The organism is Sphingobacterium allocomposti (assembly GCF_008124885.1).
In the GTDB taxonomy this organism is placed as follows: Bacteria; Bacteroidota; Bacteroidia; order Sphingobacteriales; family Sphingobacteriaceae; genus Sphingobacterium; species Sphingobacterium allocomposti.
In genome coordinates this window covers 35,170-56,202 of the sequence record NZ_VNHX01000006.1, presented here as the reverse complement: position 1 = coordinate 56,202, position 21,033 = coordinate 35,170, and the positions used below count along the sequence as shown (strand labels likewise).

The 21,033-nt window shown below is 49.3% G+C and carries 17 protein-coding genes and 1 tRNA gene; 5 read left to right on the top strand and 13 right to left on the bottom strand.

The window, feature by feature from the left end; translation table 11 throughout:
- Positions 1 to 9: 9 nt before the first annotated feature.
- The 3 genes from BC792_RS06275 to BC792_RS06265 form a co-directional block, all read right to left on the bottom strand.
- Complete coding sequence (locus BC792_RS06275; protein WP_211357481.1) at positions 10 to 3,228, bottom strand: SusC/RagA family TonB-linked outer membrane protein; 3,219 nt, start codon at positions 3,226 to 3,228, stop codon at positions 10 to 12.
- A 224-nt stretch (positions 3,229 to 3,452) separates the two neighbouring features.
- On the bottom strand, positions 3,453 to 4,469 hold the full coding sequence (locus BC792_RS06270) for a FecR family protein (RefSeq protein WP_170249977.1): 1,017 nt from the start codon (positions 4,467 to 4,469) through the stop codon (positions 3,453 to 3,455).
- Between the two features lie 87 nt (positions 4,470 to 4,556).
- Entirely contained in the window at positions 4,557 to 5,105 is a 549-nt protein-coding gene (locus tag BC792_RS06265; protein ID WP_148908134.1) for an RNA polymerase sigma factor, read from the bottom strand.
- 261 nt (positions 5,106 to 5,366) lie between these two features.
- On the opposite strand from BC792_RS06265, the gene BC792_RS06260 reads away from it, so the two are divergent.
- The gene (locus BC792_RS06260) at positions 5,367 to 6,368 is read left to right on the top strand and encodes a 3-keto-disaccharide hydrolase (protein ID WP_148908133.1); all 1,002 of its coding nucleotides are present in this window, start codon (positions 5,367 to 5,369) and stop codon (positions 6,366 to 6,368) included.
- A 213-nt stretch (positions 6,369 to 6,581) separates the two neighbouring features.
- On the opposite strand, the gene hutG is transcribed toward BC792_RS06260, so the two are convergent.
- Genes hutG through hutH form a run of 4 tightly spaced genes read right to left on the bottom strand, consistent with a single transcriptional unit; the run spans position 6,582 to position 12,403 of the window.
- Positions 6,582 to 7,562, bottom strand: a complete 981-nt coding sequence (hutG, locus tag BC792_RS06255; protein WP_148908132.1) for a formimidoylglutamase — start codon at positions 7,560 to 7,562, stop codon at positions 6,582 to 6,584.
- Between the two features lie 6 nt (positions 7,563 to 7,568).
- A complete protein-coding gene (locus BC792_RS06250; RefSeq protein WP_148908131.1) occupies positions 7,569 to 9,572 on the bottom strand; it encodes a urocanate hydratase in 2,004 nt (667 codons plus the stop codon).
- Positions 9,569 to 10,825: an imidazolonepropionase gene (gene hutI / locus BC792_RS06245; protein ID WP_148908130.1), complete on the bottom strand. Its 1,257-nt coding sequence runs from the start codon at positions 10,823 to 10,825 to the stop codon at positions 9,569 to 9,571. The genes BC792_RS06250 and hutI overlap by 4 nt, the downstream gene beginning before the upstream one ends.
- Positions 10,826 to 12,403, bottom strand: a complete 1,578-nt coding sequence (hutH, locus tag BC792_RS06240; protein WP_246154881.1) for a histidine ammonia-lyase — start codon at positions 12,401 to 12,403, stop codon at positions 10,826 to 10,828. It lies immediately after the preceding gene.
- 94 nt (positions 12,404 to 12,497) lie between these two features.
- On the opposite strand from hutH, the gene BC792_RS06235 reads away from it, so the two are divergent.
- Together BC792_RS06235 and BC792_RS06230 are read left to right on the top strand one after the other, a co-directional pair.
- Positions 12,498 to 13,403: a LysR family transcriptional regulator gene (locus tag BC792_RS06235; protein WP_148908129.1), complete on the top strand. Its 906-nt coding sequence runs from the start codon at positions 12,498 to 12,500 to the stop codon at positions 13,401 to 13,403.
- Positions 13,404 to 13,427: 24 nt separating this feature from the next.
- On the top strand, positions 13,428 to 14,522 hold the full coding sequence (locus tag BC792_RS06230) for an L-dopachrome tautomerase-related protein (RefSeq protein WP_148908128.1): 1,095 nt from the start codon (positions 13,428 to 13,430) through the stop codon (positions 14,520 to 14,522).
- Here the strand turns inward: BC792_RS06230 and BC792_RS06225 are convergent.
- Positions 14,517 to 14,822 (bottom strand): Smr/MutS family protein, encoded by a 306-nt coding sequence (locus tag BC792_RS06225; RefSeq protein ID WP_148908127.1) that lies wholly within the window; start codon positions 14,820 to 14,822, stop codon positions 14,517 to 14,519. The two genes, BC792_RS06230 and BC792_RS06225, sit on opposite strands and share 6 nt — an antisense overlap.
- 121 nt (positions 14,823 to 14,943) lie before the next feature.
- Between BC792_RS06225 and BC792_RS06220 the strand changes: the two genes are divergently transcribed.
- Positions 14,944 to 16,332: a M20/M25/M40 family metallo-hydrolase gene (locus tag BC792_RS06220; protein WP_170249976.1), complete on the top strand. Its 1,389-nt coding sequence runs from the start codon at positions 14,944 to 14,946 to the stop codon at positions 16,330 to 16,332.
- Between the two features lie 5 nt (positions 16,333 to 16,337).
- Here BC792_RS06220 and BC792_RS06215 read toward each other — a convergent pair whose 3' ends face one another.
- From BC792_RS06215 to BC792_RS06200, 4 genes are all read right to left on the bottom strand, one after another.
- Entirely contained in the window at positions 16,338 to 16,730 is a 393-nt protein-coding gene (locus tag BC792_RS06215) for a group III truncated hemoglobin (protein WP_148908125.1), read from the bottom strand.
- Between the two features lie 108 nt (positions 16,731 to 16,838).
- Entirely contained in the window at positions 16,839 to 17,207 is a 369-nt protein-coding gene (panD, locus tag BC792_RS06210) for an aspartate 1-decarboxylase (RefSeq protein ID WP_148908124.1), read from the bottom strand.
- A 4-nt stretch (positions 17,208 to 17,211) separates the two neighbouring features.
- Positions 17,212 to 18,279 carry a DUF6695 family protein gene (locus BC792_RS06205; RefSeq protein WP_148908123.1) on the bottom strand — a complete coding sequence of 356 codons (1,068 nt, stop codon included), beginning with the start codon at positions 18,277 to 18,279 and terminating at the stop codon, positions 17,212 to 17,214.
- Between the two features lie 8 nt (positions 18,280 to 18,287).
- Positions 18,288 to 19,265, bottom strand: coding sequence for a PLP-dependent cysteine synthase family protein (locus BC792_RS06200; RefSeq protein ID WP_170249975.1), 978 nt, complete (start codon positions 19,263 to 19,265; stop codon positions 18,288 to 18,290).
- Between the two features lie 448 nt (positions 19,266 to 19,713).
- Here BC792_RS06200 and BC792_RS06195 point away from each other — a divergent pair.
- A tRNA-Pro gene (locus tag BC792_RS06195) sits at positions 19,714 to 19,790 on the top strand.
- A 354-nt stretch (positions 19,791 to 20,144) separates the two neighbouring features.
- On the opposite strand, the gene BC792_RS06190 is transcribed toward BC792_RS06195, so the two are convergent.
- Positions 20,145 to 21,023, bottom strand: coding sequence for a DUF4249 family protein (locus tag BC792_RS06190; RefSeq protein WP_148908121.1), 879 nt, complete (start codon positions 21,021 to 21,023; stop codon positions 20,145 to 20,147).
- Positions 21,024 to 21,033 lie beyond the last annotated feature (10 nt).

The following is a 21,033-nucleotide window of genomic DNA, read 5'->3' as shown; positions in this document are numbered from 1 at the left end:
GATGCTAAATTAAAAGTTGACGTTAAGACCAAAGAGAAAAGACCGGGTCCGCGGATAGTAGTTTTTATTGTCTATGCCCGGCGTAAGCCCACCTAAGTTGATTTCTGGATCAAGACCTCTATACTTACTGATTAAGGCCAGGTTATTACCTGTTAAATAGATCCGCAGTTTACTGACCTTCGGAATATTGGTAAACGTATACCCCAGCGTGGCGTTGTCTAAGCGGACATAACTGGCGTTCTCGATGTAGCGGTCCGAGTAGCGGTTCGCGTTGCCGTCCTCCGGACTTTCGTTCATGGCGAAGACCGGCAGGTTATAACTCTCCACTTCGTAGGGACGGTTTAGGTCAGCATATGTCGCGTTGAACACTTTTCCGCCCAATGAACCTCTAAAGAACACGTTTAGGTCTATGTTTTTGTAGAACAAAGAGTTGTTCCAGCCGAATAATAGCTTTGGCTGCGCGCTACCTGCATATCTATAGTCTTGGAAATCTATGGGTTGCGTGGTAATATTACCCGCTTTGTCCAGGAACTGGGATACGCCGGCTTCGTTTTTCCCCATATACTGGAAAGTAAAAAACTGTCCGATCGGATAGCCTGCTTTTAAAATCTGAACGGCGACGCCGCTTTGTCCCTGTCCACCGGGATAGCCCTGAGGAATGGAGTCGGATGCAAATAGATCGTTTGACAATGAGACCAGTGTATTACTGTTGTGGGCGACATTCAGTCCGCTAACCCATCGAAACGTCTTATTCTGTATCGGCACAATATCCAAGGTAATCTCAAAACCCTTGTTTCTGATATCTCCTACGTTAGCTGTATATCGGTCTACGAAGTACTGTGTTGTCGATACATTGTAGTCCCAAATAAGATCGCTGGTCTTCTTGTCGTAATATTCAGCAGTCACATGAAGGCGGTTGTTCAGCAACGATGCATCGACTGCGACATTAGCCATGGCCGTTTTTTCCCAGCGTAAGTCGGGATTTGCATTCTGTGTCGCGAATATGGCGGTCGTGAAATTGCCATCATAGAAAAAGGTTCCAGCATTTCCGTAACGAACCTTGGAAATCAGTGGGTTGAATCCCAGTGAGTTACCTGTTATTCCGTATCCAGCACGTATCTTCAGGTCGTCAAAGATCCGTTGTCCATTCATAAACGGCTCTTCGGATATCCGCCATGCTATCGACCCGGCGGGAAATGTTCCCCATCGGTTGTTCTCTCCGAACGCTGAAGATGCGTCTCTACGCAACGATACCTGCAATAGGTACCTTTCCTTTAAGTTGTAGTTTAGACGGCCATAAAACGAAATTAAACGAAGCTTGGCATACTGATTGGTGCCCCAGTCGGTGCGGAAGTTGCCCTGTGGGCTTCCGAGGCCAATATTACTGAAGCCGAGATCATCGCTGGGAAAGTTACGGTTGTTCGCCTGGAAGCCATCACCGTTTAGATCTTCCTGCCAACTATAGCCGCCCAGTACTTCCAGGTGGTGCTGGGACCATCTGTTCTCAAACTTCAAGAAAGATTCCAACATTTTCCGGGTGTTTTCATAAGAGGATCGGTATGCCTCGCCGTTGAACCCCTGTTTGAGCGAATAACCGCTTTCGTAGTAAATTCCGCGATTGTAAAGATCCTTCTGCGTCGTCGCGCTGATGTTGTATAACAGATTAAAGGGCAGACGCAGCGACGCGTTTACGTTGAGCAATGTCGTGTTGTTTCTCAGCCGTTCTGTCGCTTGATTCTGCAAGGCAACGGGGTTGTAGTACTGTACTCTGGGTAAGTCTTCTGTATATGTTCCATCCGGTTGGAACACCGGGACCGTCGGCATAAAGCGAAGCGCATTGTAGAGGACAAGATCTTGGTTTGGTATAAGCTGGGAGTTACTAGAAGCATTGTTCAGATTAATACCGATCGTCAACTGGTCGTCGAGCAGACGCTGACTAAGATTGAGTCTACCGGTTAGCCTCTCTAGTCCGCTATTTCGTAGAATGCCGTTATTGTCGAAATAGTTTAGACTCGCATTGTAGGATGCATTCTTCAGTCCGCCGCTAAGGGATAAGTTGTGGTTTTGGATAGATCCGATTCTACTTATTTCTTTCTGCCAGTCGGTATCCGCGCCTTGCTCGTCCATAGGCTTCGCGGATCTGCCCATGGTCTCGAGATATGCTTTGCGCTGCGCTGCGTCCATCATCTCAATAGTTTTTGATGACTTTTCATTTCCGACGTACCCCGAGTAGCTGACGGATGTGCCTTCCGCGCGGCCGCTTTTTGTCGTAATCATAATAACACCGTTCGCTGCCCTGGTTCCGTAGATAGCCGAAGCGGAGGCGTCTTTCAATACGCTGATATCTTCAATGTCGTCCGGAGCGACCAATTTGGGATCGGCTCCGGGAATTCCGTCGATGACATAAAATGGTTCCTGGGCGGCGCCGGTTCGTAAGGTCGACGGTCCCCTGAGGCTCACCGAAGGCGTTTCATTTGGGTCGCCAGACCGCGTCACATTCAGTCCTGCGACTTTACCTTGCAACAGCTGCAGCGGGTTACTAAAACCGCCGCGATTGAAATTTTCCTGTTTCACCGTAGTCACAGACGTGCTTATCAGACGGCGAGACTGTGTGCCATAGCCAACTACCACCACCTCATCCATCTGAGACAAGGTGGGAGTAAGGCGAATAGTATCCGTTAGGCTGTTGATAGACAAAGAAGCGGGCTGATAACCAATATAACTGAAGGTCAATATATCGTTAGGCTCGGCCGCGATCTCGAAATAACCTTCCCCATTGGTAAATGCTTGTGCCGATTTACCACGGACATGGACAGATGCTGCAGAGAGCCCCTGATTGCTTATCTCGTCGACAACCACTCCCCTTCGGATATGTTGTTGCGCCTGGGAAGGACGCTCCTTAACGTAGATTGTCTTGTCAGCAATTTCAAATTTTAAGTTGGTCTGTTTCTCGATCTGCTGCAAAATATCGCGTAAAGGTTTATTATCTTGCTTTATCGATATTTTGACCTGTTTCGTACGGTTGTTTGGCATGTAAAGGAAGCGATAGTCTGTTTGCTTTTCGAGCACATCGATGACTTCCTTCATGCCGGCATTCGTGAGGTGGATACTGCACGTATTCTGGGGATCTTGTTTTGCGTAACTAAGGGTTGCTGATAGAAACATCAACACAAAGAGACCTAACGTTATCGCCAAACGCATTTTTTCGGAATATAAATTACTATGCATTGGTTCTAGGGTTGTATGGAAACTAGTTGTAAAGGAATTTTTATACACTTCGATAATCCTTCGTATACGAAGTTTCGTTACTTTTGATAATTAATAACATCTATTGATTCTACCGGCTACAGATTACTTTGGTCAGGCATTTGTAGCGGTACAGGGAAGTGGGCCAATCTTATTGGCTCACTTTGTTTTTTCCAATATTGATTTCTACATATATAATCTCCGTTTTAAGGTTCTAACCTGGGTTTAATAATCACAGTGTCTTTTTTAATATCGTAAGTTGCGCCGCTGATGAAGGCTATCTGCCTTAATGTCTCTTTTAGAGGAAGATTTATGAACGTGCCTTTTAAAGTCTGTGTGTTCTGTACCGGACCTTCCAGTCTAACTGCAATTCCGTACCATCGCGATAGCCGTTTTACAACCGTTTCCCACGTATCATAATGGAATGCCAACGTGTTGTTCTCCCAACCTACTGTCCCTTCTTTATAGAAGTCGCGCAGCGCAAAAGTCTGGTCGGAAAGCCGGTATGACACTTCTTTTCCGGGAGATAGGTTGACCGAGTGCGGATATTCGCCTGCCATATCCACGCGGACTTTACCTTCTAGCAGCGACACGGTGACACAGGAGTCCGTACCATAGGCGTTGACATTGAATTTGGTACCTAACGCCGTGGTCGAGACATTGCCGCTTCTGACAATAAGCGGAAGTTTGGCATTCGGCCGCACCTCAAATATCCCCTCTCCGTCAAGATGGAGCGTTCTGGTTTCCGCGGCATAATCCTTCGGTATTTTGAGTGTCGACGAAGCGTTTAATCGGACGACGGAACTATCAGGCAACGTGATGGTTTTATGTTTATGCGCGTCTGTTTTGATGATGGTAAAGGCCGGCCCAGAAACAGGCTGGAGATAGCGCAGCTGGGAGATCCAGAGAAAGGATAGCATTCCGAGCAGCACCGCTGCCGCAATATACCACTTGTAGTTTAATCGCCTGGCCGTTCGTTCCGCTGCTTCGCTGACGCTTTTTTGGTAATCGTCAGGCGCGGTCGTTTTCCATCGGTCCAAAGCCTGGAGAGCGTCCCCGTGCTCATGTTTTGCCGGAGGCTTACTCCATAAATCGGCCATTTCACTGAGAGCAAGAGCAAATTCCGGATTTACTTCCACCTTGTGCAGCAACTCCTGCACCTCCGCGTCACTCAGGTTTCCTTCTAAATACCCAATAATCAAATGTAGATCGTGCTCTTCCATGTATTGCATTTACATGGTAGTTGCAGTAAGCGATTTTTTTGATTACAGCGATTGGTTGATTTAATAATAAGATAACATCGGTAATATTTACTTAACCTTCTTCCATTGGTCATGGACAAAAAGGACAGCGCGATAGAGCAGCGTGCGGACGGTATGACGGCTTTTGTGTAAGAGATCGGCCACTTCGTTGTCGCTGAGCTGATGCTGCCACCGCAACAGGAAAACAGTTTTAGTCTGCTCAGGTAGGCGCGAGACGACGCTGTTCAGCCAGTCCAGCCGGTCTTTCTGCGTCAGGAGCTCATCGGGCTGGGGCTGTTGATCGATGACCGAGAGCGCGGCATCGGTATCCGAAATGCATTCGATCTTTTTCTGTCGGTACAACAGGTTCGTCTTATTTCTTGCGGCGCCAAAAAGATAAGCTTTTAGTGTCGACCGTATCTGGATTTTATCTCTGGCGCTCCATAAGTCGGTGAATAAATCAGCAACGCAGTCTTCGGCCTGCTCTTGCTGCAGGCCTAGGCTGCAACAAAAGGTAAGAAGGGATGTGTAGTACTTGATAAATATGCTGTCAAATGCTTTTGGATCACCATTCCTCATTTTACTGAGTAGTATGACATCCTCCTGTTCGCGCTCCATGGAGGCAATGATACGCTATTGAAATTAAGTTAGTAAAAACAGATTGTTAAATGCTCGTATACATATCCTGAACTTGACGTTCACAGACAGAAGGGCCATCGATACTCCGTTACAGGTTTACAAGGCCTTTAGCTATACGGCCGGATATATCGGCAGCAATGCCGACGCGCGGGGAGAGGGCATCATTTTTAACGCCGATGTTGGTCTGCATTTTGTTTTTTTTCGTAGATTAGGATTTTGAAACCTTACCTATATAAAAATATGATGAAGAAATACATCGGATATGCCGGCATGATGTGTCTTTTGGCTAGCAGTGTCACGTCGTGTACAGACACGGCAACAGAGAAGAAAGAAGCCGAAGAAGTGCATAATCCCGCTAGCCAGACGATTCCGGAAGAAGCAAAAGATCTGATCGGCCGGTGGGATCTGACGGTCGATAAAGAAGGGAAAGAGGCGCCATCGTGGCTGGAAATCAAGTTGTCGGGTTTTAGTACGCTGGTAGGCTATTATGTAGGCGATAGCGGCAGCAGCCGCCCCGTATCACACATTAAACTGGAGAACGGAAAATTTTCTTTCTCTATTCCACCACAATGGGAGGGGGGCGAAGGTGACTTTACCATAGAAGGCGAGTTGGTTGGGGGCCAGCTGAAAGGCACCGTCACAAGCAACAAAGGAAACAAATTTGATTTTACCGGCGTTAAAGCTCCCTATCTCGTGCGAACGGGGGAGGCACAATGGGGAACTCCTATCGAGCTTTTTAACGGAAAAGACCTGACCGGCTGGAAGACGTCAGAAGGAGAAAACTACTGGCATGTCGAAGATGGTATCCTGATAAACGATAAGGCAGGCGCGAACTTAATTACCGAGCAAAAGTTCGAGGATTTTAAATTGATTGCCGAGTTTCGATATGCTGAGGGAGGAAATTCCGGTATATATCTTCGCGGCCGATATGAAGTGCAGATAGAGGATTCTCCTAAAGATAGACATCCGGGATCGTTGTATTTCGGGGGCGTTTACGGTTTCCTCTCGCCTAACGAGATGGTAGCAGCCGGTCCAAACGAATGGAACAGATATGAAATCACGCTCCGTGGCCGCTTGGTGACGATCGTAGCAAATGGAAAGACGATTATCAGCAATCAGGAAATCCCTGGAATTACCGGAGGTGCTTTGGATAGCAAAGAAGGAGAACCGGGGCCGATTTATCTACAGGGCGATCATACAGGCGTCGAGTTTAGAAAGATTACCATTATCCCTGCCAAATAAAGGAGCAGAACGGCACATCAAAACAGGACCCTGGGCTGCACGGGCGTCCCTTAGCCGCGGGGCAACGAGGTGCGAGCGGAACAAGGCGCGCTCATGTGCGCCATCTTTATCGTCGTGGGGTAGAGGCAGAACGGCACAAGAAAAAACGGTGACGATGATGTAGCACATTTTAATCTGCGGGCATCCCTTTGATAGATGCCCGCAGAAGTACAGCTAAGTCGTTTTTGAACCACAGACCACCTTTGCTATTAAATCTGCAGCCAACTTTGCGGTCCTCCCGTCAATGTCATAGGTCGGATTGAGTTCGGCGATATCCACACTGATGAGCTTCTCGGAGCGGATAAGCTTGGTAAATATTGATCTAAAAAAGGCGTCGGGTAGTACACCATTGTATGCAGGTGCGCTTACCCCGGGGGCAAACGGACTGGCAAATACGTCGAGATCTACCGTGACGTACAATACATCTATGCCGTCGAGAAAAGAGTCGACCATCTCGTTGATGACAGTTTGGTTGGCAACATGAAAGTCGTCCGCCTCCACCCAGCGGACGCCAAGTTTCGCGGCGGCTTCAAAAAGAGCTTTGGTGTTGCTGATGCGTTGGATGCCCAGAGCGAGATAATGGATAGGTTCTCCTCGCAGCGCTTCATCCCTGGCAATTTCATAAAAACCGGTACCCGAATTGGAACCACCGGCCGGAATAGGCCGGAGATCAAAGTGGGCATCGAAATTAACGATGCCTATCCGTCCATTGGTGGTCTGTCGAAGCCCGGTGTAATGACCGTATGTCATCTCATGTCCGCCGCCGAGCAGCAGTGGAAAGCCTCCTTGGTTGACGATCATTTTTACGGCTTGCGCCAACGCCTTTTGAGCCCCTTCAAGGTCGTGCTGCGGGCAGCAGATGTCGCCGGCATCCAAGAGGACGGCCGGATCTACGTCGTGAAGCGGGATGTTACCCAAGGTCTGGCGCAGAAGGGCAGGTGCGCCGGCGGCTCCCGTTCTGCCCATATTCCGCTGTACGCCTTCATCGACCGGAAAGCCCAGCAGGACATAGCAACCCTTGATTGACCGTGGGCGACGCAGGTCGAGTGTAGACACCACCTGATGCCACCGCAACCCGGTTAAGTCGACGCCATCTACGCGCCCTGTCCAGATGGCTGGATCAGTGGCAGTATAGTAATTGTCAAAGTTGAACATAAGCGATTAGTTGAATAAACTGTCCAATACGGCGGGCTCCACATGTTGCGCCGCCGTCACCTGTAGTCCCGGAGACCGCTTAAGCTCTATTTCTATAGCCTGCCTCGCCTCTTTGTTTCTTGCCCATGCACGGCGGGCAATGCCGTTGTTTACATCATAGAACAGCATGTTCGTTAGTCTGCGGTCTGTCTCGTCTGTGCCATCGAGCACCAGGCCGAACCCACCATTAATAACCTCGCCCCATCCTACACCGCCGCCGTTGTGAATCGACACCCATGTGGCGCCGCGGAAGCTGTCGCCTATCACATTATGTATAGCCATGTCCGCCGTGAACTTACTGCCGTCGTAGATATTGCTGGTTTCCCGATACGGGGAATCGGTGCCACTTACATCGTGATGATCCCGTCCTAATACTACGGGAGATTTTATCCTCCCTTGTTTAATTGCACGGTTAAAAGCTTTTGCGATCTGTATCCGCCCCTGTGCGTCTGCATACAGGATACGGGCCTGGGAGCCGACAACCAGCTTGTTGGCTTCGGCTTGTTGAATCCAACGGATGTTGTCTGCAAGCTGCTGACGGATTTCCGGATAGGCGTTCTTCTGCAGTTCTTGGAGAACCGCTAGGGCGATCGCATCCGTCTCGCGCAGATCGTCGGGCCGACCCGAGGTGCATACCCATCTAAATGGCCCGAATCCGTAGTCGAAGCACATGGGGCCAAGGATATCCTGGACGTAAGACGGGTAGCGAAACGCCTGTCCGTCTTCGGCCAGTATGTCTGCACCGGCGCGGCTGCTTTCAAGGAGAAAGGCGTTCCCATAATCGAAGAAGTACGTTCCACGGGATACATGTTTGTTGATTGCGTCCACCTGCCGTATCAGCGACTGCTGAACAGCACGCCGGAAAGCGTCTGGATCACCGGACATCAGTGCGTTGGCCTCGTCAAACAACATCCCTGCCGGGTAATATCCCCCTGACCAGGGATTGTGCAGAGAGGTTTGGTCTGAGCCAATAGATATAGGAACGTTTTCGTCGAAGAAGGTTTCCCATACGTCGACAACGTTCCCGAGAAAAGCAATCGACAGGGTCTCTTTCTTTTTTATGGCATCGCGGACACGTTCCACCAACACCCGTATATCGTCAATTAGCACGTCGACCCACCCCTGCGCGTAGCGTTTTTGCGCCGCTGCGGGGTTTACCTCTGCGCAGACCGTAATGCATCCAGCAATGTTGCCGGCTTTTGGCTGTGCACCGCTCATACCTCCCAGCCCCGATGTCAAAAATACCTTGCCGGCGGTTTCCCCGCTCTGGTCAAGGATTTTTCGGAAAGCATTCATCACGGTAATGGTTGTTCCATGTACAATGCCTTGTGGCCCAATGTACATGTATGATCCGGCTGTCATCTGTCCATATTGCGTCACGCCCAGCGCGTTGTATTTTTCCCAGTCGTCGGGCTTGGAATAGTTTGGAATCATCATCCCGTTCGTGACAACTGCGCGGGGCGCGTCTTTGGAGGATGGGAACAGTCCCATCGGATGACCGCTATATATATGTAAGGTCTGCTCTTCGGTCATTGTCGCCAGATACTGCATGGTCACAAGATACTGCGCCCAATTTTGGAATACCGCGCCATTGCCGCCATAGGTGATGAGCTCATGGGGGTGTTGGGCGACAGCGGGATCCAGATTGTTCTGGATCATCATCATGATCGCCGCGGCATGCCGACATCTGGCGGGATATTCTTCTATCGGTCGGGCGTACATCGCGTATGTAGGGCGGAATCGATACATATAAATGCGGCCGTAGGCCTGAAGCTCGTCCAGGAACTCCTTGGCCAGGTGTTGGTGCCATTCTTGCGGAAAGTAACGCAACGCATTTTCCACAGCGAGCCTTTTTTCTGGCGCGCTAAGTACGTCTTTGCGTTTTGGAGCGTGGCTAACCGTTGTATCGTATGCGGGCTTCGCTGGCAGCTGAGCCGGAATTCCCTGTAGAATCTGTTCTTGAAACGTCATGACTGTCCTCCTTGTTCGAAAATTAAGCGACCATTCTTCCACACCTGCTGTGGCTTAAGCGTGCCCTGCAGGTATGCGATGTCTTGGTAGTTGTCTGTAGGGTAGATGTTGAAGTCGGCAAGCTTCCCCACTTCGAGCATACCGCGATCTGTCAGCGAAAGTGCTTTAGCAGCGCGAAATGTGATACCGGCGAGCAGTTCCGCTGTTGTCAATTTTTCTGCGGCAGCCAGAACCGATGCCTGTGTCATGAGCTGTCCCATCGGTGCTGATCCAGGGTTCCAGTCTGTTGCTATGGCTACACATGCGCCTGCGTCCAGCAGCCTGCGTGCGGGGGCGTAGCCACATCCCAGCCCCATTGATGCGCCGGGCAAGACGACCGAGACGGTGTCCGCTTGGCCAAGTAGCCTGATCGCCGCCTCTGTGGACGCTTCGAGGTGATCCGCGCTCACGGCACCCAGCCTGACAGCAAGCTCCGAAGCGCCCGGCGTAAACTGGTCGGCGTGAACGACAATGTCGAAGCCCCGTTCTTTGGCCAAAGACAGGTAGGGCTCAGCTTCTTCTATTGAAAAGGCGCTGCGTTCCACAAAGATGTCTATGCGATCGGAAAGGTTTTCGTCGCGTAGTACGGGAAAAAGCTTGTCAGCTATTGCCTGTAGATACGCCGACGCGCTTCCCGAAAAATCGGACGGCTTCATGTGAGCCGCTAAGCATGTAGGGATGATATCTATCGGAAGCTGCTGCGCCGAGAGCCTGATGGCACGGAGGATTTTGATTTCTTCTTCTAACGAAAGGCCGTATCCGCTCTTTATCTCCAACGTGGTGACTCCCTGTTGTATAAGCTGCTTCGCGCGCTGCACCGTCAGCGCTGCCAGTTCTTCGACTGTAGCATCACGCGTGTGGCGGACCGTGCTCCATATTCCACCTCCCGCTTCTGCAATTTCCAGGTAGCTCGCACCCGCATTTCGAAGCGCGTAGTCGTTGGCCCTGCTACCGGCGAAAGCAATATGTGTATGACAATCTATGTATCCAGGCAGGCAGACTGACGGGTTTTGAATCGTCACGTGCTCGACGTCTGAGCCGTATCGTTGCCGCAGTTGGTCATATTCTCCGATGTCGACGATGCGTGCATGCTCCACGACGAGACCGCCTTGACGGATCGGTTTAACCTGATCATCCTGTATGGCGCCACGAAGAGGTAGAGACTGAAGTGCAATAAGTTGCGTAAAAGGACCGATAAGTTGCTTTTTCATCATTTAAAAGTTGTTGAAAAGTGAAGCGTGGTGGCCATGATAGGGGACGCCATCGGCCGCAGCTACACGCTCGGCCAGCTGGACCAACGTGCCGGAGCGAACGAGATCATGGGCCGACTGCAGTATGTTTTCCATGATTTGATCTTCTTCTATGTGCGGGATCTGCCGGCGGATTTCCTGATGAACCGCTTCAATGATGGGAGTCGACCGCAATGGGCGATGAAAGTCTACAGCCTGCGCAGCGCAGAGCAACTCTATACTTAGTATGCGGCCAACGTTGTCGATCACCTGCCGCAGCTTGCGTCCGCTTATCGCACCCATACTCACATGGTCTTCTTGGCCCAATGAGGTGGGGATACTATCGGCACTCGCCGGAAAGCAGAGGCTTTTATTCTCGCTGGCAAGTGCTGCTGTGGTGTATTGCAGGATCATAAAGCCGGAGTTTAGGCCGGTGGAACGGAGGAGAAGCTTCGGAACGCCCGCGACATCTCCTTCCAACGAAAGGTACACCCTTCGGTCGGAAACGTTGCCGATTTCGGCCGTAGCCAAAGTAGCATAGTCCATAGGCAGCGCTATGGGCTGTCCGTGAAAGCTCCCGCCGCTGATCGTCAATTCGCTGTTAATGATGATAGGGTTGTCCGTGACGGAGTTAATTTCGGTCTCGACGGCATCTTTAAGATGGAGCCACGCCTGTCGGGACGCTCCGTGTATCTGCGGTATGCACCGTAAAGAATAAGGGTCCTGCACCCGTGAACAGTTTTTATGCGATTCGACGATGCCTGATCCCTGCAATAGGTTGAAGATCGTACCGGCCACATACTGGTTGCCGCGATGTGGCCGTAAGGCATGTAGTTCCTCCGAAAAAGGTTTTATGGATCCATTAAGCCCCTCGAGCATTAAGACTGCGATAAGATCGGCATTGGTCAGCAAATTATGCATATCCGCCACAGCGAGTACCCCGTGTGCGGCCATAAATTGCGTACCATTAATAAGAGCCAACCCTTCCTTGGCTCCTAGAGAGAGAGGCCGCAGACCATTCGCTTGTAAGACAGAAACCGTATCTACTGTCTTTTCACCGTTCCATACTTTCCCCAAGCCAATCAGGGGAAGAAAAAGATGTGACAGGGGCGCAAGGTCGCCAGAGGCGCCTACCGATCCTTGCTGGGGTACCACCGGAATGATGTCATTGTCCACGTGCCACAACATACGTTCGACCGTAGACCACTGTACACCCGAATATCCTTTTGCTAAGGCGTGAATCTTCAGAATAAGCATGAGCTTAGATAGCAGCCTTTCTATGGGGGCGCCAACGCCAACGGCATGGCTTTTTAGGATGTTTTCCTGAAGTTTCCGTGTATCGTGCACATCAATGAGCGTCGTACAAAGGGGGCCAAATCCGGTATTAATCCCGTAAACCGTTTGTTGAGACTGCACGATGTTCTCGACGTGTGCGGCGCTCTGGGCAATGGCCTGTTTAGCTGCGTCGGAGATAACTCCCCGCAGTTGTCCCCGCGCGAGCCTAATAGCTATATTACTCGTGAGATGGTCTATTCCATATTGGAAGGTATGCATGGCGTTCATCTTTAAAGGTATACATCAAATAAGTTCAAATTGACCAAATTTAATGCCTACCTTTAATAATTATAAATATCAATTTTATCAATTCTTAATAACCATGGGTTATCAAATAGAGTTGCGTCATTATCTTTATTTTCAGGTATTGGCTGAAGAATTACATTTTCGGAAAGCGGCGGAGCGTCTTTTTATTTCACAGCCGGGGCTTAGCCGGCAGATCAAGCAGATGGAAGATATCTATGGCGCGGTGTTGTTTGAGCGGGGAAAACACTACGTCCGGCTAACGCATGCAGGACGTTACCTAAAAGACGAGGTGGACGCGTTGTTCCACCACGTGCGGAAAATGGAACGGGAGGTGCGCCTTTTGGGGCAGCATGCTGTAATGGCATTAAGACTGGGTTTTATCGGCTCGGCGGTACAGTCGATATTGGCGCAGCTGCTCGTAACGTTGAAGCACGACTATCCGCATATCGATGTTGACCTGCAGGAACTCTCCAATGGGGCGCAAATTGATAAGTTGTTGCGCCGGGAATTGGATTTCGGATTTGTCCGTGTAGATGAGATACCCAAAGGGCTTACTTGTATTCCGGTATTGACCGAACATTTTTCATTGGTTGTTCCCAGACATTTTGCCGTACAGCCGGAGAATTTTGATGGACTCCACCTTTTGAAGAATGAACCGTTTATTTTGTTTTCGAAGGATTATAGCCACTCTTATTACGACCTTGTGATGAGCATCTTCCGGGATGCCGGTTTCGAACCACAGGTCGCGCTGCGTACCGTCAATGCGCTTTCAATCTTTAACCTCGTGGAACAGGGCCTCGGTGTGGCTATTGTGCCGGCGTCTTTAAAAAGGGGCTACACGACGAAGGTGAACTTTATCGACCTGCAGGATATTCCTCAGCGTACGACGCTGTCGTTGGCGTGGAATATTCATCAGGAAAGCAAAATCAATACGCTTTTTCTGGGTATCCTGCAAAAACATCTGCCGTGGAAAGCTGTTTAATCATATAAACATTCACTCGGGAACATGGTTAGGACATTTCTTTTTTTACTTTCTTTTTCGTTTGTGGCACATGCATCAGCACAGGGGTACGATTCGCGGTTGGAGGTGGTCGCATCCTTTGGCAGGTCGCAGCCGATAGGTGTAAGTGTATCGGGCACTAACCGCGTATTCGTATCTTTTCCGAGGAAAGATCCTTACATTGGGGGCTTGGCGGAAATTAGAGAAGGGGGGCGTATTCCGTTTCCCGACAGCCTGTGGAACGACAGACCTGCTGGGCATGAAAATGGATTTGTTAACGTACAGGACATCTATGTGGATACCGACGACCAATTATGGGTGCTGGATTCCAAGCCCGGCGCTGGAAACTCGGTGTTTGGCAAGGCCGGAAACGAAAGCCGCGAAGGCCAATTTAAACTTGTCCAAATCGATCTGGCTACAAATCGGGTTGTCCGACAGTACCGCTTCGAAGGACTCGATAAGTTCCGTTCTGCACTGAACGATGTACGGGTTGACACCGGCCGGAAGCTGGCGTATCTTTCGGATCCGGGACAGGCGGGACTCGTCATTTTGGATCTGGAAACCGAGGAAATACGCGTCGTTTTGGCGCATTCTGCATTTACGAAGGCGGATCCCACTTTAGTTTTACGGTATGAACAGAACGAGATGCGCGACAAGGACGGAAAGCCGTTTATGTCGAATGTCAACGGAATTGCACTCACCAAGGATAACCGTTATTTGTATTTTAAACCGATCAACGCGACGCGTCTGTACCGGATCGAAACGAAGTTTCTAGCTGATAAGTCGCTGAGCGGAGGTGAGCTCCGTGCGAAAGTGGAAGATATGGGGGAAACTGTTGTCACGCACGGTCTGGTAGCTGATAAGCTCGGGAATATTTACCTGACCTCATCATTGGATTACAGTATCAAACGCTGGTCGCCAAGCGGTAAAATGGAAACGGTTGTTCAGGACTCCCGCCTCATATGGCCCGATTCTCTGGGGATAGGGAGCGATGGCTATCTTTATTTCTCCTGCGCGCAGGTTAACAGGCTCCCACAATGGAATGGGGGAGAAGATCGGACAACCTACCCTTATCAGGTTTATCGCGTCAAAATCTTATAGACCGATTACGACCACCACGATATCTTCATTTTTGTAGGAGGGATAGTAGCGGGCGATAGCGCCGCTTTCTTTGTAGTACGAGAGTTCTTCATAGACCGCTCGCTTTAATACGCCTTTTCCTTTGCCGTGTACGAAGCGGATTTCGGTGTATCCCCAATATATGGCGGCGTCGAGCTGCTCCCGAAGTAGCGTAAGAGATGCTGCGAGTAGTTCGTCGGTTTCATAAGCCTCCAGATCGGGCAAGAAAGCATCCGCATGTAAATCCACTTCCTTCGGAGGTTTTGGTAATGATCTAGCCATTTCCAAAAATAATACTTATGTTTAGCATTCTAAATAGAAAACATCCGTATTTGCGCCGGAAGAGCCATGCGGGTTATGCAAGCTAAAACGAAAAACGAACATATCTGAAGTCGAAATGTACATGAAAGGAATATTTGCTGTGTTGCTTTGTGGAGCATCTTGTGTCTGCCAGGGCCAAACCTATCCAGACTCCGTAATGATGGAACGTATTTATGCCACCTCCTTTGTAGATGGCGAGGCTTATAAAAATCTACGTTATTTAACGAAGGAGATCGGGCATCGGATCGCTGGGTCGCCGCAGGCCGGAGAAGCCGTGCAGTGGTCCAGGTCGCTCATGCAGGAGCTACCCTTCGATCGCGTCTATTTACAGGATGTAAAGGTGCCGTACTGGGAGCGGGGAGCTAAAGAAGAGGCGTTCATCCTGCCGACCCGGGAACCCTTAAAGGTGCTGGCCCTGGGAGGCTCGGTCGCTACACCGGCAGGCGGTTTGGAGGCTGAAGTTATCGAAGTAGAGTTACTCAGTGAATTGCGTCGATATGGCGATGCGGTGGCTGGGAAGATCGTATTCGTAAACAAACCGTGGGACGAGTCGATTGTCGAGACAGGAGTAGCATATGGCTTAAATAGCAGCCAGCGTAGTAGAGGCCCTGCCGAAGCTGCAAAATTGGGAGCTGTGGCTTACCTTTTCCGTTCGCTTTCGTCGTCGCCCGACGACGATTTTCCGCACACAGGTGGTACCCGCTATGTTAAAGGAATTGACAGCATACCGGCGTTGGCCATTTCGGCCGTCGCTGCCAACCGGCTGTCAGAAGTGCTAAAAGAGAACCCTAAAACGAGGATACATATCAAGAATGCATCCCGCTGGAACGGAATGGTAGATACGCACAATGTGATAGCCGAGTGGACCGGATCAGAGAAGCCGGATGAGATTATAACCATTGGCGGGCATATTGATTCTTGGGATGTGGGAGAAGGTGCCCATGATAACGGGACTGGTACCATGGGCACATTAGACGCTATACGTACGCTCATGAAACTTGGGTATAAGCCTAAACATACCATCCGACTAGTCTTTTATATGAACGAAGAGAACGGCGTGCATGGGGCGACCCGATACGGAGAAGCGGCTAGAGACAAGAAAGAGCGGCTTGTGGCGGCGATAGAAAGCGATGCCGGAGGATTTGCGCCGCGCGGTTTCGACATTAAATCGTCGGCCGAAAAGGTTGCATGGATACAGCAACATTGGAAGCCCCTATTTGAACAAAAGTTCTGGGTATCCCGCTTCTTCGCAGGAAGTCCCGGTGTTGATTCAGGGGTATGGGGACAGCATTTTCCCAACACAATGATGTTCAACTTCCGTCCCGATCCGCACCGATATTTCGACATCCATCATACGGATAAGGACGTTTTCGAAGCCGTGGACAGAAGGGAATTACAGTCAGGTGTGGCGGCATTGGCTTCTCTGTTATATTTACTTGACCAACAGATCGACGAAATTGGTCAGAAATAACGTGCTCAGAGAAGTGGCCGGAAGGGCGACTGCCGGATATGCTCCAATTTGATCTGGAACAAAGCGGCCATTTTCTGTCCCCGGGATTTTGCTTCGTCGGCCAGCGTGCCTTGGAAGAGATCGTCTACTGTGGCCGAAAAGATCGTAAGCCATCGTGAAAAGTGTTCCTCCTGTATAGGAAGCTGGGCGTGTGGAGGAAAAGGGCGTCCCTGATAGGTGTGTTCATCCAGCAGGATCGTCTGCCAGAAGGTATACATCTTCTCAAGGTGCTCCGGCCAGCGGTCCTGTATTCTTTCGTTGAAGATCGGGCCGATGAGTTCGTCGTGCTGAACCTTTTCATAAAATGTGTTCACCAACACCTTGATATCGTCGAGCGTTTCTATATCTCTTTTCGCCATTGCATTTCCGCCTTTCTCTTTTTGTAAAGTTAGCAAACAAGCGAGGGAAAATACAGGACTTAAAACATAAAAGGTTGCACTGCCTATAAAAGCGTGCAACCTTTGACATTAATATGTATATTTCTCCACCGATTTAATCTGATTCTGTCCCTCGGTGAAAACCAATGTGGGTTGATAGGTGTCTGCCTCTTCGGGCGACATATTGACAAATGCAAGAATGTGAACCGTGTCGCCCACCTTGGCATGCAATGCCGCGCCTCCGTTCATGCAGACCTCGCCGCTTCCACGTTTGCCAGGGAGCACGTATGTCATGATACGGCTTCCATTGACCGCGTTATTGATATACACCTGTTCGTATTTTTTTATACCTGCAGCATCTAATAAATCGGCATCGATAGTAATCGAACCATTGTACGCCACGTTGGCTTCTGTTACTTTGACGGTATGAATTTTTGCTTTTAAAATTGTTAATTCCATATAGTTATGATATCGCTTTTATTTTATCTTGATTATTAAACTCAATTGCTGATGATTCTTTCCATTTGAAGATAAATAAGTTATCCTCTTGCAAAATGGTGTAATGTGTATGGCTAAAGTGGTAGGTAAAGCTATACGGCCTGTCTATGTGAAAGTGCTGTATGCAGAGTGTTTCTATGGTATATTGTAAATCGCCGTCGGCGCTGTATTTCGAAATTAGATATTGCGATTGTGTCTTTTTAGCGATATGTAGCCATGCTCCTTCGCCCAGTCCGCCCAGCCACTGAGCCGTAGCAGGTATAAGGGGTTTCCTTTCAGGACAAGCAACCATGCCGGCCGTTACATCGTCGCCAAGGAGGGCAGCGTACTTTTTGCTAAAGTTCTGTTTGAGTAAGCCGAACTGAAATCTAAGGGAATCTCTGCGACGCATATGCCAAACCTCCAAACGGTGTTCGTGGTAACAGAAAACCTGAGCGCTTTCAGCGGCATTGACAACGTTGCTTGTCGGGCTCGGTTTCATACATTCGGGATAGCAGATCCGCTGGCGTCTCCTATCGGTACTGTCCATCGCCTGCGCAAGGACTTGCGCGACAAATCGGGAGCAGCTGTTATTATCGGTTGCAAATGCGCCGTAGGGGATAGGACCTTCCGAGACGAGCTTCTCGGCATATGCTGCTCCTTTCTGGAACGAAACACCGCGGCATACGGAAAAGAGAAGCCGCCCGCCGCCGTGGGTAGCGGTCTCTTTTTGAAAAAGCTCGTCGAGTATTTCTTCTATATTGTGTATCTCTTTAGTCCCGGTAAGATGGGCCCTTGTAGACAACCGGAGTCTGGGGTCAAAGCGGGCGGATCGGGCGCGTCCAAAACCGCGCGGCACAAGATAACGTCCGAAGTCGAAATAAAGAATCTCACCGCTCTTGCTATCTATCAGAAGAATAGCAGCGTGCCCCACCTTGAAATTCAGATTTTTTACAATCCCTATCCTTTTAAGGTAGGCCATCCACCTTTCGTCACCCCGGGCCGTCTGATCTGGCCAGGAGATAGGTATAGCAATATCATTGAATGTGTGCATGTTTACAGTTAAAGGATATGTTGAGGATAATGAATCGCCTGCCCTTCGGCGGCATAAAGTTTGCTGATGTATCGGCTGCCATGATCTGGAAAAAAGAGGACGACATGGTCATGTCTCCCGATGCGCATCGCCTCCATGTATTTCGAAAGACAGGCGACAATAGCGGCACTGGAAAAGCCAATAAGGATACCCGTCTCTGCAGCGTATCGTCGGGCCGCCTGCTTGGCGTCGTCACTCTCCACCTGAAAGATATCATCGATAACTTCGACATCGAGCGATCCCGGAATAAAGTTTCTTCCGATGCCTTCGATGGGCTCGAACGGCTGTAAGCAGTCAGGCATGCTCCCGCTTTTCAGAAAGTGGCGCAGAACCGATCCCCGCGGTTCTACTCCCCATATTTTAATATGTTTGTTTTGTGCTTTTAAAAACCTCCCGACGCCGGATATAGTACCGCCGGTGCCGATGCCTGCGATGAAATGCGTTATCTTGCCCTGCGTTTGCTCCCACAGCTCAGGCCCCGTACTTTTGTAGTGCGCACGGATATTTTGCGTGTTGTAATACTGATTGGTAAAGTAGGCATTATCGTTGGTAGCAGCGTAGGATTGCGCTCGAAACTGTGTCGAATTAAAGTCATGCAGGCCGTTGGAGTTCTCGCAGATTTCGATCTCTGCCCCCGCCGACTGCAAAGCATCTATTTTTTCGTCGGAACAGCTTTTAGACACAAATATTTTAGAGCGATAACCCAAGGATTTGGCAATCAGTGTAATGCCCAGACCTGTGTTGCCGCTGCTGGCTTCGACAAAGGTGCCTCCAGGTTGTATTTTGTTGTTTGCGATCGCATCCTGCACCATATAGAGCGCTGGCCGATCCTTTGCAGACATGCCGGGGTTATGGAACTCTTCTTTGATGAAGATGTTCGTGTTGAACAGTGCCGAAAGTGTACTGCACTTGCGGACGGGAGTATTGCCTATGTGTATTGTCGTCAAGTTTTTTTCTAGTTGCTCCAATAATGAGATGATGTTTTAACAAACATTGGACCTATATAATAACGGGCAATCAGCGCATTTAGTTTGTCGGTGAAAAAGTTGCCACAGGCAGGGCACCTGTGACAACCATATTGAGAAGAGATAATGTGCTGTTATTTAGATTAAATATAAATAACAATACAAATATAGGCGCTTATTTCATATATACAATAGCATAATCAAAAAATATCCTATAAAATCGGGAATTTTGGTGGGTTGAAAGCGGCTTTCCGACCAAGAATATTAACAGCATTTTTACATAGCACGGAGCCCCGATGGTATATTTGCGCGTACGTTTTGTGTACTATTTTCTTGACGGCGTAAAATAGCGTGAATTTATACCGTTTATTTGCAAAGAAAAAAAAAGAGCCCTATATTTGTGCCACACAAAACAAAGGTGATACCTTTTCGGGGTGTAGCGTAGCCCGGTATCGCGCCACATTTGGGATGTGGAGGTCGTAGGTTCGAATCCTGCCACCCCGACCAGCCAAGAGGGAGCTCTCCGTCAACGACGGAGGGCTTTTTTTTATATTATCATGGCGAGCCAAGTTTACTTGAGCTCGCCATGATAATATAAAAGCCAAAGGCACTGCAAGTGCCAGCTTTCTCTGGCTGAGACTACCGCCCCCACACAGGATGATTGCGGCCAAGTGCGCGGGGTGGCAGGATGAGAGCCCTGGGTTCGATCCGCAGGAACTTTAGGGTAGGAGTTCGGGGATATGGGACATATATCATTTACCTTCCAGTAAGTCCATTTCGTTTTAAATTTTGAATAATCTAGTCGGAAAAATGCTCGTGGGAAAAGATACTGTGTGCTTTTTCTTTTCGCCTGTCCGATATCTAGAAATTCACTTTCACTGAGCTTTCATTATATAACCCAAAAACTCCTTCTGCTCCAATAATGTTGGAATAAAGGGGGCGGACCGTCTGAAATATGGACTCACCAAGGTAGCCCAGTTCATCTGATTCCTTTTTGAATCTAGCTAGTTCCATAGACAGAAAAGCAAGCCTAACATCGACTGCTTTTGCAAGTTCCGTGGTCCCGCCATCGTTTTTTACCTGTAGATAAAAACGTTTATTCCCTTTCCTCTCATGCAAAGGTTTTCCGTCCGTATATCTGAATTCGGGAGACGAGTAATAGGCTGAAAGTCCCGGTTTCGTAGCCACACCTCCTTCTTCGCCGATCAAGAAAGGGTATAGCGCAGCCGCCCCTATACCTTCGTTAGCTGCACCTTGCGTCCAGACCAATGTATACCACGATGGCACATTCGGGTCTAAATCTACCTTTACATCCGTCAAAACTGGTTTCTCTGGTAAATAGCATTTTTCGGAGGTGATCCTTTCTCCCTTTTCTTCCATCACTATCTCAATGGCGTAACTAGCTCCAGATCTAGGGCTAAAATCTTTTGGATTAATGACAAAATATCCTGTAGAATCGTGGACTTCATTGAATTTGGTGATGCGCACGCCGTCCTCCAATAAAAATACAGAAAGCTTAGGTAGTACCGGTACAACACCTGCTTGACCTCTTAATGGCTTGCTCCAAGACACAACGGCTTCTCCGCCCGAAACAGTTCCGAGTGATGACAATACAATCAATCGGGGTTTATATTCAGGGAACTCAAATGGAATAGCAGTTTTATGGTCTGTGCATCCGACGAGCACAACCGCTGCACATATAACGATCCATAAATTTCTGCTAAATTTGCGTAATATCATAGTTCGGTGC